General features: G+C 63.1%; 13 protein-coding genes. 6 read left to right on the forward strand and 7 right to left on the reverse strand.

Translation table 11 applies throughout. The annotated features are described in order from the left end of the window. Nucleotides 1-2: 2 nt before the first annotated feature. Genes hpt through dacB form a run of 3 tightly spaced genes read right to left on the reverse strand, consistent with a single transcriptional unit; the run spans nt 3 to nt 2,829 of the window. On the reverse strand, nt 3-590 hold the full coding sequence (hpt, locus tag ACLI1L_RS11140) for a hypoxanthine phosphoribosyltransferase (protein ID WP_204610938.1): 588 nt from the start codon (nt 588-590) through the stop codon (nt 3-5). A 12-nt stretch (nt 591-602) separates the two neighbouring features. Further along, nucleotides 603-1,553: a tRNA lysidine(34) synthetase TilS gene (gene tilS / locus ACLI1L_RS11145; protein WP_411707571.1), complete on the reverse strand. Its 951-nt coding sequence runs from the start codon at nt 1,551-1,553 to the stop codon at nt 603-605. Further along, entirely contained in the window at nt 1,543-2,829 is a 1,287-nt protein-coding gene (gene dacB, locus ACLI1L_RS11150) for a D-alanyl-D-alanine carboxypeptidase/D-alanyl-D-alanine-endopeptidase (protein WP_411707572.1), read from the reverse strand. The genes tilS and dacB overlap by 11 nt, the downstream gene beginning before the upstream one ends. 67 nt (nt 2,830-2,896) lie before the next feature. On the opposite strand from dacB, the gene ACLI1L_RS11155 reads away from it, so the two are divergent. Further along, nucleotides 2,897-3,385 carry an inorganic diphosphatase gene (locus tag ACLI1L_RS11155; RefSeq protein WP_218840696.1) on the forward strand — a complete coding sequence of 163 codons (489 nt, stop codon included), beginning with the start codon at nt 2,897-2,899 and terminating at the stop codon, nt 3,383-3,385. 210 nt (nt 3,386-3,595) lie between these two features. Here the strand turns inward: ACLI1L_RS11155 and ACLI1L_RS11160 are convergent, their stop codons facing one another. From ACLI1L_RS11160 to ACLI1L_RS11170, 3 genes are read right to left on the reverse strand one after another with little or no spacing between them, the layout of a single operon-like run. Continuing rightward, nucleotides 3,596-4,171, reverse strand: a complete 576-nt coding sequence (locus ACLI1L_RS11160) for a S41 family peptidase (protein ID WP_239659035.1) — start codon at nt 4,169-4,171, stop codon at nt 3,596-3,598. Then, nucleotides 4,113-5,513 carry an FtsX-like permease family protein gene (locus tag ACLI1L_RS11165; RefSeq protein ID WP_005325648.1) on the reverse strand — a complete coding sequence of 467 codons (1,401 nt, stop codon included), beginning with the start codon at nt 5,511-5,513 and terminating at the stop codon, nt 4,113-4,115. The genes ACLI1L_RS11160 and ACLI1L_RS11165 overlap by 59 nt, the downstream gene beginning before the upstream one ends. Beyond that, on the reverse strand, nt 5,510-6,196 hold the full coding sequence (locus tag ACLI1L_RS11170) for an ABC transporter ATP-binding protein (RefSeq protein ID WP_086588220.1): 687 nt from the start codon (nt 6,194-6,196) through the stop codon (nt 5,510-5,512). Before ACLI1L_RS11170 ends, ACLI1L_RS11165 begins: the two co-directional genes overlap by 4 nt. 110 nt (nt 6,197-6,306) lie before the next feature. On the opposite strand from ACLI1L_RS11170, the gene ACLI1L_RS11175 reads away from it, so the two are divergent. Together ACLI1L_RS11175 and ACLI1L_RS11180 are read left to right on the forward strand one after the other, a co-directional pair. Then, entirely contained in the window at nt 6,307-6,999 is a 693-nt protein-coding gene (locus ACLI1L_RS11175; RefSeq protein WP_411707573.1) for a sensor histidine kinase, read from the forward strand. Nucleotides 7,000-7,002: 3 nt separating this feature from the next. Beyond that, a complete protein-coding gene (locus ACLI1L_RS11180; protein WP_200435722.1) occupies nt 7,003-7,659 on the forward strand; it encodes a LuxR C-terminal-related transcriptional regulator in 657 nt (218 codons plus the stop codon). A gap of 286 nt (nt 7,660-7,945) precedes the next feature. On the opposite strand, the gene ACLI1L_RS11185 is transcribed toward ACLI1L_RS11180, so the two are convergent. Then, a complete protein-coding gene (locus tag ACLI1L_RS11185; RefSeq protein WP_411707574.1) occupies nt 7,946-8,773 on the reverse strand; it encodes a hypothetical protein in 828 nt (275 codons plus the stop codon). 434 nt (nt 8,774-9,207) lie between these two features. Between ACLI1L_RS11185 and ACLI1L_RS11190 the strand changes: the two genes are divergently transcribed. Genes ACLI1L_RS11190 through ACLI1L_RS11200 form a run of 3 tightly spaced genes read left to right on the forward strand, consistent with a single transcriptional unit; the run spans nt 9,208 to nt 13,924 of the window. Next, nucleotides 9,208-9,504 carry a rhodanese-like domain-containing protein gene (locus ACLI1L_RS11190; protein WP_411707575.1) on the forward strand — a complete coding sequence of 99 codons (297 nt, stop codon included), beginning with the start codon at nt 9,208-9,210 and terminating at the stop codon, nt 9,502-9,504. Between the two features lie 37 nt (nt 9,505-9,541). Beyond that, the gene (locus tag ACLI1L_RS11195) at nt 9,542-10,000 is read left to right on the forward strand and encodes a MarR family winged helix-turn-helix transcriptional regulator (protein ID WP_023019947.1); all 459 of its coding nucleotides are present in this window, start codon (nt 9,542-9,544) and stop codon (nt 9,998-10,000) included. Then, nucleotides 10,001-13,924, forward strand: coding sequence for a Pls/PosA family non-ribosomal peptide synthetase (locus ACLI1L_RS11200; RefSeq protein ID WP_411707576.1), 3,924 nt, complete (start codon nt 10,001-10,003; stop codon nt 13,922-13,924). It abuts the gene before it with no gap. Nucleotides 13,925-13,960 lie beyond the last annotated feature (36 nt).

The raw sequence follows: 13,960 nt of genomic DNA on the forward strand, positions 1-13,960 counted from the left end.
TTTTAGTTGGTGGTATAGACATCAGGGTGGAGGGTGCCCACGTAAGGCAGATCGCGGTAGCGTTCCGCAAAGTCCAGCCCGTAGCCGATGACGAACTCATTCGGGATATCAAATCCCACATCCAGCAGGTCAATATCGGCCTTGACTACCTCCGGCTTGCGCAGCAGGGTGACCACGTTCAGCGAGGCAGGGTTGCGGCCTTCCAGGTTGCGGATAAGCCACGACAGGGTGAGGCCGGAATCGATGATGTCTTCCACGATGAGCACGTTGCGCCCGGCAATGTCGCGGTCCAAATCCTTCAAAATGCGCACCACGCCGGACGAGGAAGTGGAGGCACCGTAGGAGGATACGGCCATAAACTCCAGCTCGGAGGGGATGGATAGCTTGCGCGCAAAGTCCGTGAGGAAGAATGCGGCGCCCTTGAGCACACAGACCAACAGGAGGTCTTGCTCAGAGTCGGCATACTTTTCCGAGACCATATCCGCGAGTTCTTGGACGCGGCTTTGCAGTTCCTCTTCTCCAATGAGGATTGCTTCTACATCGTCACCGTAGCGGTTTGCGGGAACGGCGAAGTCTTTCTTGTCGTGCACGTGTGCGCTCCTTTAATGACCGGACAATAGTGCCAGTTTGCCACCTATACGGGCTACTTCCAACCTCTGCCCCACCTGCCGCGCCGATCGCACGGCCACCGGGCCTTGCCCGTGCCAGTGGGTGCACAGCTTGCCGACGTCCCCCACTCCCCTCCTTGTTACCTCTACCCCCTCGCTGACCAGCCACGCAGCGATCGCCCGCCGGCGCTGCGGTTCCGCCATCGCCGCCAGCTCGGCGCAGTCGGTTGTGGGTGGGGTGCGCAGGGCGGCGTCGTCAAGCGCGGCGTCGCCTGCGGCTTGTGCCAGCGCTGGCACCGCGTCCCCGCCGATGATGCGGCTCAACTGCGGAATGACCTCGCGGCGCAGCGCCACGCGGCGGAAATTCGTGTCCGCGTTCTGCGGATCCTGCCACGCCGAGAGGCCCAGCTCCGCGCAGGCGCCCTCGGTATCGGCGCGGCGCACGTTCAGCAGCGGCCGCACCACTCGGGCGCCTTCGACCTCGCTGCGCTCGCTCATGCCGGTCACCCGCCCGCGCAGCGCGCCGAGCAGCAGTGTTTCCGCCTGGTCATCGGCCGTATGCGCCACGGCAACCTCTAAGCCTTCGTTTGCGCTCGCGGTGGCCAGTGCCCGATACCGCGCCGCCCGCGCGGCCGCCTCCATCGACTCCGCCCCCGCTGCAGCGCTCGCCTCAACGCTAAGCACCTGCGCCCGCGCCCCCAGCGTTCGCGCCTGTTCGGCCGCGCGCTCGGCCTGCGCCCGCGATCCGTCCTGCAACCCGTGGTCCACGCACAGCGCGAGCACGTCGTGCCCCTCCGCCACCAGCGCCGCCATCAGAGCCAGCGAATCCGCGCCCCCGGAGAGCCCCACCGCCACTGCGTGGTCAAGGTCAGCGGCGCGCACGCCGCGCCGACACGCTAGAAAGTGCGGCGAAACCCGCGGCCAGAAGGGCTTATTAGAACTCATGCAGTGCGGAAGCCAACGCGTCTTGAGCCTTGCGGGCGGCCAAGATATCGCCGTCATTTACAAGGAAGGCAAAGGCATATACGCGCCCGGAATTGCCCTGCACGGTGCCGGCTAGGGCCGAGACCCCAGTCAGCGTGCCCGTCTTGGCGCGCACATAGCCCTTGGCCGCGGAATCGCCGTAGCGCTCGTACAGCGTGCCATCGCCGCCGGCCACCGGCAGGTAGGACACCAGCGGGCGCAGGCGCTCATCCTTAACCGCGCCATTAATGAGCTGCGTCAACAGCCCGGCGGTGAGCCGATTGTCCACCGAGAGCCCGGAATTGTCCTTAATATCCACGCCCTCGACGTCGAATCCTTGCTCCCGCAGCACCTCGAGCGTGGCCTGCGTATCGCCCTCAAAGCTGGCTTCCTTGCCTCGGGACATCGCCAGCTCACGCGCAATGGCCTCGGCCATGACATTATCGGAATGGCGCACCATTTCTCGGGCGCGGTCCGCTAGCGGCGGCGAATCCACGCTCGCCACCTCCTGCGCATTCTCTGCCACAGAGCCCATGCCTACCTTGCCCGCGCCGAGGCGATCGCCTAGCTGCTTAGCCACATCCAAAGCCGGCTCATGACTCCTCGGCACATCCCCCGTCGTCGCGCCCAGGCGACCACCGTAGAGCATGGCCGGTTCCATTGGCGCGACGAAGCCGCCGTCCACGTTTTCCGGATCCCAGCCCGGGGCCTGCGCCTCGCCGGACCATACGGAGGTATCGATGTAGACGCCATCGACCTGCTCGACGTTTTCCGAAATCTGCTCGGCCAAATCATCGAGCTGCTCATGCGTCATCCACACATCGCCCGCGGCCTTAATAACCACGTTCTTTTCGTTCGACCCACGGTAGACCTTGGTGGTGATTTTCTCATTCTCATCCAGCGCCAACGTCGCCGCCGCTGTGGTGAGGACCTTCGTGGACGAGGCCGGGGTAAGCCGCTTATCTGCGTCGCGCTGCCACACCACGTCACCGGTTTCGGTATCGATCACCTCGCCGCCGAAAGTGGCAAGGTCTTTATTCTTAGCGAGCTCATCCAGCTTCGCGCTCAGCGCATCCAGGTCTGCCTCGCCCGGCTGTGCTGCGCTCAACGGCTCCTCAGGAGCCTCGACCGCTTGCGCCTCCCCGTGCGAGAGATCGCCGTATTCGCGCTGGAGGGTAACGCCCAGCGCAGCCGTACCTCCGACCGCTGCTGCTACCACGAGCGCGGTCGCTGACCACCAAACATGCTTTGCTTTCATTGCCTTTAACCCTAGCGCGAATCCGCAACGCGCTAGACTATGGGCAGTAATTGATACCCAATCCCCCATGGAGGACATCGCTGTGAGCGTTGAAGTAACCATTGAAATCCCGAAGGGCTCCCGCAACAAGTACGAGGTTGACCACGAGTCCGGCAAGGTCTACCTCGACCGTTACCTGTTCACCCCGATGGCTTATCCGGCTGACTACGGCTTCATCGACCACACCCTGGGCGAGGACGGCGACCCGCTCGACGCCCTGGTCATCCTGCCGGAGCCGGTCTTCCCGGGCGTTGTAGTTGAGGCCCGCATCGTCGGCGTCTTCAAGATGACCGACGAGGCCGGCGGCGACGATAAGCTGCTCGCCGTCATCGATGACCCGCGCTGGGAGCGCTACCAGGACATCAACGATGTGGAGCAGCACATCAAGGACGAAATCGAGCACTTCTTCGTCCACTACAAGGACCTGGAGCCGAACAAGGAAGTCACCGGCTCCGGCTGGGGCGACAAGGCCGAGGCAGAGAAGATCCTCGACGAGGCAAAGGCTCGCTTCAAGTAAGCGCTTCTGCCGCACGCTAACGGCGGCACTGTGAAGGTACGTTTCCGCAGACGGTGGAGACCGAAGAGGTTTCCCACCGCGCGCCGAAGCGTACCTTTCGCGTTTTCCGACTAATCACTGTCGTTCACGGTAAATAGTGGCGAAAAATTGCGTGTTTCGGGGCGTTATTTGCCGTGAACGCCAAAGGCACCCGTGGACGAAAACCGCGCCTTAGGAGCCACAATGGGAGGCAAGCGAGCCGTCGAGCTCAGATTCCGGGGTATCAGGAGCGATGGGGTCCTCGGCGAACTCCTCGCCCGTGCACGCCTTGTCCTTGGCAGTAGTGAGCATGAGCGAGCGGCTGTCCGGGTAATCCAGCACCACGTTGGCGGAGGCGTAGCCGGCGGTCGGCTCGCCGAAGGTGCGCACGTTGTCCAGGCCGCGGAAGGTCAGGAGGGTGACTTCGGCGGAGGAGGCGGCGTCGATGGCGGCAACGAGGAGCTCCGCGTTGGTCGGGTCCTCTTTGAAGGCCTCGCGGGCGCGCTGAAATTCTTCGCTCTCGCCATAGATTCCGGTATACGCTGCGGTATCCACCATCGCGGTGTTTATACGTTTTTCGCTGGTGTTGAAAGGAATATAGGGCTTGCCCAGCAGCGCCCCGCCATAGGAGGGGCCGAGGAAGTACACGGCGGCGAGCACCGCGATAAAGGCAACGCCGAAGAGTCCGCCAAAATTTTCAGCACAGTTTTCATTCTTTTCGACCTCCTGTGCGCAGCACGTAGCCGCGCAACGGTTCAACAAGGACAATGGCAAGAAGCGTGACCACCCAGCCCACCGCCAGGAAGCCGAAGGCCATAAGCAGGCGAGCGCTCACGTCGACGTCGCTTGAATCGAGGCCGGAGAAGAACATCAGCGAGGCGATGCCACCGCCGAAGAGGAAGCCGAAGGAGCTCAAGGCCACGACCGGCCCCATGACGGTCAGCGCCCCGGAGCGGAACTGGAAGCCGCGCGGCACGCCCATGAGATCCAGGGAGCGGATGAGCTCCTTGTCTTCGAAGATGCCGGAGACCTGGCCCAGGATGATGGACATGGTGGTCAGCGTGAAGCCGAAGATGAGGGTTAACAAGACACCGGTGGAGATGTCCTTGAACACCACGTTCGTCCCCGGGTCTTCCTTCAGAGATAGGGCCAAAGCGTCTGCGCCCAGGGGCGCGGCAACGAGGAATCCCGCCAAGTAACCGAAGAAACCGATGGCAGCACTCCGCCGCCAGGCGGGGCGCGCATTGCCCGCCACGCGCTGGCAGGCCACGAAGTGCGCGGTGCCTGGGAAGAGGGACAAGATGTGCGCGCCGAGCTGCAGGATGAAGGGAGCGATGAGGTTGATGCTCATCAGCATGCCGAACATGACCACGATGACCATGGCGGTCGGCGGGCCCGCCTTGCCGAAGAGGAAAACCCCACCGGCCGCCACGATGATGAGGAAGACGATGGCGCGCCACCAGCGGTAAGCCGCGGGCATCTGACGCTTGGCCACGCCCAGCGGGCTCACGCGCACGCGCTGCATGCCGACGAATGCGGCGCCGATGGCCAGCAGGAAAAGCACACCCGCCACGGCGAGGTAGCCCCACCACGGGAGGAGAAGCTCGGACAGAGCGATGGGGCGCATCTGGAAATCCAGCTGGGTGAAGACCGGCGCGACGAGCAGGCTGATCAGCCCACCGAGCACGATGCCGATCACCGCCTGGAGGCCGGTCTCCACAATGGCCATGCGCTCCACCTGCCGGGAGCTCAGCCCCAACAGGCGCAGGGTGGCCAGGCGCTGCTCCCTGCCGGACGCACCGAGGACGGCTGCTTGGGCTGTGAGGTTAAACAGCGCCGGAAGAATGAACGCGCAGGCAAAAAGGGCTAGGGCGAACCAGATATAAAAACAGGCCGTAATATCGTTGCCGAAGGCCTCCTTGAGTGCCGGGGCGGCATCCTCGACGTGCTGGGCGCGCTGCCAGAACATCCAGGTACCACCCGCAACGAGGAAGGCGATGGCGGAGCCAATGGTCAAGCTCACAATCGCCAGCATCGAGACGATTCCCGTGCCTGAGCGCGCGCGAATAGATTCGCGCTGCAGGTCCATAACTAGGGTCGCGGTGTTCATCGAATCACCCCAAGGCGGCGGTCGTCGTGAATGATGCCATCGCGAATCTCCACGCGGCGCTGCATCCAATCGGCCACCTTCGGGTCGTGCGTGACCATGACCAGGCTCGCCCCGGCCTGGCGCACGATGGTGGTGAGCATCTGCATGACCTCGTGGCCGGTGGACTGATCCAGCGCACCGGTCGGCTCGTCGGCGAAGACAACGCCTGGGTTCGCCACCAGCGCACGCGCAATGGTCACGCGCTGGGCCTGGCCACCGGAGACCTGCGCCGGGCGGCGGTCCGCCAGGCCACCCAGGCCCAGCTGATCGAGAAGCTCCATCGCGCGCCTGCGGGCCGCACCCCGCCCCATACCGTTAAGCATGGCCGGCAGCGCCACGTTATCCACGTTGCTGAGCTCCGGCAGCAGCTGACCATCCTGGAAGACGAAGCCGAAGTTGCGCAGGCGGGTGCGGGAGCGGGGGGCGTCGGAAAGCGCGGAGAGCTCCTCGTCCCCGTAACGCACGCTACCGTGCGTGGGGGTGAGCACGCCGGACATGCAGTGCAGCAGCGTGGACTTGCCGGAGCCAGACGGCCCCATGACGGCCACGAGCTCGCCCGGTTCAATGTCGAGGGAAATTCCGGCGAGCACCGGGCCGCCGCCGAAGTCCTTGGTGATGTCTGTCAGGGAAAGTGTCTGTGCCATGTCTCTCATTCCACCGTGCTGGGCCCGCGGAAAGAACAGCCCTAGCGTTGCTCTTTAAGGTAGTGCCAGCACTACCCCTGTAGTTCGGGGCGCCCGATATGCTGTGAACCGTGTTCCGAAAAAAGCCCCAACCTACCACGCACGAGCAGCAGCAGGCGCAGCAGATTGCGCAGCTCACGGCCTCGCGCCGCGCCATCGCGGACGCTTACGAGGTCGAGCGCGCCCGCATCGAGCGCGACCTGCACGACGGCGCGCAGCAATACCTCGTGGCCGCGAGCATGAAGTTGGGCGAGGCTCTTCTCGACGCCCCCGCTAGCCTCACCGAGCTTCTCACCGCTGCAAAGCAGGACGTGGACCGCGGCCTGAATTCCCTGCGCGCCACGGTGCACGGCATTCACCCACAGGTGCTGCAGGATCACGGCCTGGTCGCCGCGCTTGCCGACGCCGCCTCCTCCCACGGCCCCCACGTCAGCGTCTTCGCCCCGCATCCTCTGCCTGAGCTCTCCGCCTCCGTGCTGGCCTGCGGCTATTTCTTCGGCACGGAAGCTTTGACGAATGCGGCCAAGCATGCGCCGGGCGCACCGGTTTCGGTGCTGGTGACCTCGGACCATTCGCTGCGCATCACCGTGGTGGATGAGGGCCCCGGCGGCGCACAGGTCGTCCCCGGGCACGGCCTGGCGGGGATGGCCGAGCGTCTTGCTGCCTTCGGCGGAGAAATGTCTTTGTCCTCACCGCCTGGCGGCCCGACCCGGGTGGCCGGGTCCATTCCCCTTCTTCTCGATCGCGGACAGCCAGGAGTGTAAGAGATGAGCTTAAGGATTGTGGTAGCGGATGACTCCGCCATTCTGCGCGAGGGCCTGGCCGGCCTGTTGGAGCGCCGCGGGCACTCTGTAGTGGGCCAGGCTTCCTCTGCTCCTTCGCTCGAGGCTGTGGTGGATAAACTGCGCGACGACCTGCCGGACATCGTCATCACGGACGTGCGCATGCCGCCGGGCATGGGCGACGATGGTTTGAAAGCCTCCGTGAATTTGAGAAACGCCTACCCGGGCCTGCCCGTCATGGTGCTCTCCCAGTACGTAGCCCCTGCATATGCGGTGGAGCTCTTCGACTCCCCCGAGGCCGGCACCGGCTACCTTTTGAAGGACCGTGTCTCCGAGGTGCGCGACTTCCTGGCCAGCCTGGACGTGGTGGCCCAGGGCGGCACCGTCATCGACCCCACCGTGGCTCAAGCTCTCATGAGCTCCGGACGCAGCGGCTTGGGCGAGCTCAGCCCGCGCGAGCGCGAGGTTCTCGAATTAATGTCCCGCGGCAAGTCCAACAAGGACATCGCCGCCGAGCTCGTTTTATCCGCCGCCGCGGTGGCCAAGCATGTCTCCAACATCTTCACCAAGCTTCGCTTAGACCCCAGCGAGGACAACCGCCGCGTCAAGGCGATTCTGGAGTACCTCTCCGCGCACCGTTAAAACGCGCACGCAGGCCTGCGCGGGGCCAGCGCCGTGTACGTCACTTTGACCCCATGCGCCACCAAGTATCGTCGCGGACCGCCCGCACGACGCTCACGGTAAATAGCGCGCGACCCCCATTTTCCGGCGCTATTTACCATGAACAACATCGACTCCTCACACGAACCGACGATTTAAGTGCCACAGCCAGATCCGCGGCTTGCACCTGCGTGCTCTCCGCCAAAATTCGTTCTTCAACACGACGAATCACACGGTCCCTCGCATCCAAATTCTGAGCAGTCGTGGCCTAACTTTCTGGCCGGTTTGTGCTCTGATTCAGCAAGGTGCGAGTTTTAACCTTCACAAGGTTGAGATTCCAAAGTCGGGCCTCATCGACCATAGCGAATTGGGTGGTGTCCTCATCCGAGATGTCGACTTCGATGGTTACGGCATTGTCTGCGGAAGAAATGATGGTGTAGTTAAGCCCTTCAAGCCTGTCAATTAAGGTAGTGACCGCTTCACTTCTTGGGGAGATCGTGCCCGAAAGCGAGGTAGCAATATCAACGAGCTCCTTTTCCTCGGGTACCTCATCGCCGCTGTCGATGAAGCAATATTGCTGAATCGGCGATCCATCCCCTGCAGGGGCAATGAAATGATTTTCCGCTGAACCCACTTTCGTAACCGTAAGCACCCCCGTGACGTCCTCAAAAGCTAGCTGCTCCCGTGGACTGCGGTTGTTGCAGGCAAAGTGAATGGTGTCGCCGTCCCTCTTGGTGATAACAATCCCTGAATCACCAGTCATGTATTCGTAGGTGGGTTCGACATCTTTCTTGTAACTATGCAGGTACTCGTTGAAAACGAGTAGCGTGCCATTTTCCTGTCCGGTGCGAAGGCGGAAGCTTGAGCTATTGCTAACGCCATCGGTAAGTCGAATGCTGTTTTCTGTCTCATTATCAAAGAGTACGAACTCAGCGCTAAAGGTCCTAAGCCTCATTGCAGTGGGAGCCGTATCTTGGCGAACTTCAAATTCGAGGTTGACAATATATTCGGTGTGAGGCTCCAAGCTCACCTCGACACCGCATTCAATGGTCATGCCTTCGATTTCAAGCGTGCCTTGTCGAAGCTCTGTCCGCATGCATGTAAGACTTTTCATCAAAAAATTTCCCTTTCAATTCAGATGAATGCTGAAAACGTGGTGGAAAAGACCCACTCTCGCCATAAACAGAAAGCCGTACCTTGGGCTGTACGCAACTCTAATCACGCCCAAGACAGGTTCGCCTGAATTCAGCTCAGTTGCCGCTGGAAATTGATGCCCCGCGCACATCCGCCGCGGATGCCAAGGACTTGGACCAAGGCATACTTTAAGCCTCGAATACAAGGGGTTTAATGCCGAAGCAGATAACCATTTGGGCTACAAGTCTGGCGAGACAAGAGCTAAAGCTGCTGGAACAGGCAGTTGCCGCAACGGGCCGAGCTCACAGTTTTTCGCCCCGCCTGGTTCCTCACGGCTCTTCTCGGACGCGGCACGCGGAGCAGCATAAGGACCTCTGCGTGACTAGGGTATGAGGCATGGAAAACGTTCAACCAACTGAAGTACCAGAAGGCGCTCAGCTCATTGATGTCCGCGAGAATGACGAGTGGGCAGTGGAGCGCGCAAAGGGCGCGACCCACATCCCGATGAGTGAGATTACGGGTCGCATCCAGGAAATCGACCCGGACAAGGATATTTACGTCATCTGCCACGCGGGCGGCCGCAGCATGCAGGTCTGCCAGTATCTGGAGCATGCGCTGGGCTGGGACACCATTAACGTCGATGGCGGTACGGATAAGTGGAAGGCTTCTGGGCTTCCCATCGAAACGGATTAATTGGCCTTAACCAATCTTTTGGGATTATGATGATGGTATGGCTTCCACGAATAATTCTGTAATCCCAACGACCCTACTCGAGTCCCCGTCGTTCCAATTGGAGCGCCTCCGCCGCCGCACCCGCGATGGCGTAGAGGCTGCTTTGCAGACCAAGCAGACAACGCTGCGCGAGTACTGGGTCCTTACCTGTCTGGTCGACGCGGATGCCGCGTCGCAGTCTTATCTGTCCGAAACCCTGGCCATTGACGCCTCTGACATGGTGCGTCTTATCGACGCCCTCGAAGACCGCGGCTGGGCAAAGCGCGAACGCGACCCAAAGGATCGCCGCCGCCAAATCGTCGCTTCCACCAAAAAGGGCACAAAGGCCCACAAGGACCTGGCGGTGCTGGTCGCTACCGCCGAGGACGAGGCATTGGATGAGTCCACCAATAAGCAGCTCAAGCATCTGCGAAAGTTGGCCAAGTCCATCATTGCCGCGGACGAAGAAGAGGCATAAATGGCGGGTCCCGAATCGCTCGTCCCACAGCAGTATCTTCTAGGAAGCGCGGCACCGCGGCCGCGCACGCTGTGGGACATCATTACCACCACCGCGGAAATGAACCCCGATGCCGCCGCGCTTGACGACGGCGAGATCATCACCTACTCCGAGCTCATCCACGAGGTCGAGGCATGGGCTGCCGAGCTGCACGCCAATGGCGTGCGCCGCGGCGATCGCATCGGCATTAGGATGACCTCCGGCAAGCGGGAGCTCTACCTCGCCATTTTGGCGACCTTAGCGGCAGGCGCGGCCTATGTGCCTGTCGACGCCGATGACCCCGATGAACGCGCCGAGATGGTTTTCGGCGAAGCCGATATCGATGGCGTTTTCACGGACGAGGGCTTCCGCTTCCTGCGGGACTCCGCGCGCCCGGACGCCCCCGACAGGTCCGCCGAAGAGCCGGCCGAGAAACGCAATGCCCCGCGCCCAGAAGACACCGCGTGGATCATCTTCACCTCCGGTTCTACCGGCAAGCCGAAGGGCGTGGCCGTGAGCCACCGTTCCGCGGCTGCCTTCGTGGATGCGGAAGCGAGCCTCTTTTTGGTCAACCACCCGCACGGGCCCTTAGGTCCTGAGGATCGCGTGCTCGCCGGCTTGTCCGTCGCCTTCGATGCCTCCTGCGAGGAGATGTGGCTGGCCTGGGGCCACGGCGGCTGCCTGGTCCCAGCACCGCGGTCTCTGGTGCGTTCCGGCATGGATTTGGGCCCGTGGCTCATTCGCCGCGACATCACCGTCGTGTCGACCGTGCCCACCCTGGCGGGCCTCTGGCCGGCCGAGGCACTGGATAATATCCGCCTACTCATCGTCGGCGGCGAGGCCTGCTCGCAAGAATTGGTGGACCGTTTGGCCACCGAGGACCGCGAGATGTGGAATACCTACGGCCCCACCGAGGCCACCGTCGTCGCCTGTGCGCAGCAGATGCTGCCGGGCCGGCCGGTGTCCATTGGATTGCCGCTAAACGGTTGGGATCTGGTGGTCGTCGATAAGCAGGGCATGCCTGTGGAAATGGGCGGCGTCGGCGAGCTGGTAATCGGCGGCGTGGGACTGGCGTCCTATCTGGATCCGGTCAAGGACGCGGAAAAATACGCACCGCTGGAGTCCATGGGCTGGCAGCGCGCCTATCGCACCGGTGACCACGTCCGCTTGGAAGAAGACGGACTGTATTTTGTCGGCCGCGTGGATGACCAAGTAAAGATTGGCGGGCGCCGCATCGAGCTCGGCGAGGTCGAAGCTAATGTTGCGGCGCTAGATAACGTCTATAACTCGGCCGTGGCCGTGCAAAAGACTCCCGGCGGCGAGTCCGTCCTGGTGGGCTATGTTTCCCTCGAGGATGAGTCCAAGGGCTTCGATCATGAGGCCGCGCATGCGCGCCTGGCCGATACCATGCCGGCCGCACTCGTCCCGCGCATCTGCGTGATGGAGGAGCTACCGGTGCGCACCTCCGGCAAGGTGGATAAGAAGGCCCTGCCGTGGCCACTGCCTGGAGTGGGCGTGGAATCGACCACCCTTACCGAGACCGAGAAATGGCTCGCGGAGCTATGGGTGGAAACACTCGGTGTATCTGTGGAGGACGAGAACGCCGACTTCTTCTCGCTCGGCGGTACCTCCCTGGCGGCCGCGACCCTGGTGGGACATATCAGGGAGCGCTACCCCACCGTGGCCGTGCGCGACCTCTACGATCACCCGCGCTTGGGCTCGCTGGCGGAGCTCATCGGCGGCGCCGAGCCGCGCCCTGCGGCTGCCGACGTCCCCATGCGCGAGGTCTCCAAGGTCGGCTTTGGCACCCGTCTCGCCCAGACCGTGATTCAGATTCCGGTCATGACCCTGACCGCATCCAGCTGGCTGGCTTGGCTTATGTTGGGCTCCACCGTGGCGGCATCACTGGGCTTCGAGTGGGCCACTGCTTTCCCGTGGTGGCTGGTCATCGCCATGCTCATTGTCTTTGTCACCCCGGTGGGGCGCATCCCCCTCGGCGGCTACGGTGCGCGGCTCATTACGGCGGGCATTAAACCCGGAGACTACCCGCGCGGCGGTTCTACGCACCTACGCATCTGGGCGGCTGAACGCTGGGCTAATGCCTCCGGCGCAAGCTCCCTGGCCGGTGCCACGCGAGTGAATAACTACGCCCGTGCGCTCGGCGTCAAGGTCAAGCGCGGCGTGGACCTGCACTCCCTGCCGCCGGTTACCGGCCTACTCACCCTGGGCAAGCACGCCGCCATCGAGCCCGAGGTGGATCTTTCCGGCTACTGGCTAGACGGCGATATCTTGCACGTAGGCGCCATCGATGTGAAGGAAGGCGCCCGCGTGGGCGCGCGCTCCACGCTGCTGCCTGGCACCGTGGTGGGCAAGTACGCCCACGTGGAGGCCGGTTCCACCGTCACTGGCCGAAAGAAGATCAAGGACGGCCAGCGCTGGTCCGGCTCGCCTGCCCAAAAGGTGGGCCGCTCCAAGCACCGCTTCCCGTCCCATACGCCAAAGCGTCGGCCGTGGTGGGTGGCCATCTATGACGCCACTTCCGTCCTGCTGGCCATCCAGCCTGTCGTGGCGCTAGCGGTAGGCGCGGCCGTCGTCCTGGCCCTCGTACATTCCACCGGCGGCGATAGCTTCGTCGGTGCGATCTTCTTCGCGCCCGTCGGTGCGCTGGCAGCCTTTGCCACCTATATGCTGCAGACTTGGTTGGGCGTGCGCATTCTCTCCCTCGGCATTAGCCCGGGCGTAACGCCTGTGCGTTCGGTCAAGGGCTGGCGCCTGTGGGCCATCGAACGCCTCATGGACGAGGCGCGCACCAAGCTCTTCCCGCTCTATGCCTCGCAGCTCACCCCGACGTGGCTGCGCGCGCTCGGCGCGCAGATCGGCACCAACGTGGAAATTTCCACCGCGGTGATGATCCCCAAGCTCACCGAGGTCAAAGAGGGCGCCTTCCTGGCCGATGACACCATGATTGGCGGCTACGAACTCGGCGGCGGCTGGATGCGCACCGGCGAAACCAAGGTAGGCAAGCGCTCCTTCGTGGGTAACTCCGGCATCACCGCGCCCGGCCGCAAGCTATCGAAGAACTCGCTCGTTGCCGTGCTTTCTTCTACTCCGAAGAAAACCAAGGCCGGCGCCAACTGGTGGGGTGCTCCTCCAGAGCGCATGCGCCGCGTGACGGTGGAGGTAGACTCCCCTGCCAACTCGGGTGAGGCGCTGACCTATAACCCGGGCTTTGCGGTGAAGGCCGCCCGCGGCGTGGTGGAAACCATGCGCCTTCTGGCGCCCATGTTTTCTGCCATGCTGCTTGCCGCGACGCTTGGCGTGTACTACTCGCTTCTCGACGCCCTCGGTTTCCCCCTCACCTGGCTCCTCTCCGGCCTCGTGCTCATGGGCATGGGTGCCGTGGCCATGGCCGTCACCGTCGCCGTCAAGTGGATCTGCGTGGGCAAGCACCGCGCGGCCGACCACCCACTGTGGTCCGCTTTTGTCTGGCTCAATGAGCTACAGGATACCTTCGTGGAGGTCGTCGCCGCGCCGTGGTTCTTCCAGCACACCTATGGCTCCGGCGAGATCAACTTGGGCCTGCGCGCCCTCGGCGTGGAGATCGGACGCGGCGCATGGATCGATTCCTATTGGTTCCCGGAAACGGACCTCATCCGCATAGGTGAGGCCGCTACCGTGGGCCCCGGCACTGTGGTGCAAACCCACCTTTTCCAGGACCGCGTGATGAGCTTGGATACCGTTACCATCCAGGACGGCTCCACGCTGGCCGCCCACTCGGTGGCTTTGCCGGCCTCGCTCATCGGCACCGCCTCCACCGTGGGGCCCGGATCGCTGGTTATGCGCGGTGACCGCGTGCCCACCAACGCCGTGTGGCAGGGCAACCCCATCGAGCCATGGCGGCGGTAGGGCTACAGGAGCCACATTCTCCTATGTCACGGTAGG

It is taken from the genome of Corynebacterium sp. LaCa117, from assembly GCF_046717765.1.
GTDB lineage: Bacteria > Actinomycetota > Actinomycetes > Mycobacteriales > Mycobacteriaceae > Corynebacterium > Corynebacterium kefirresidentii.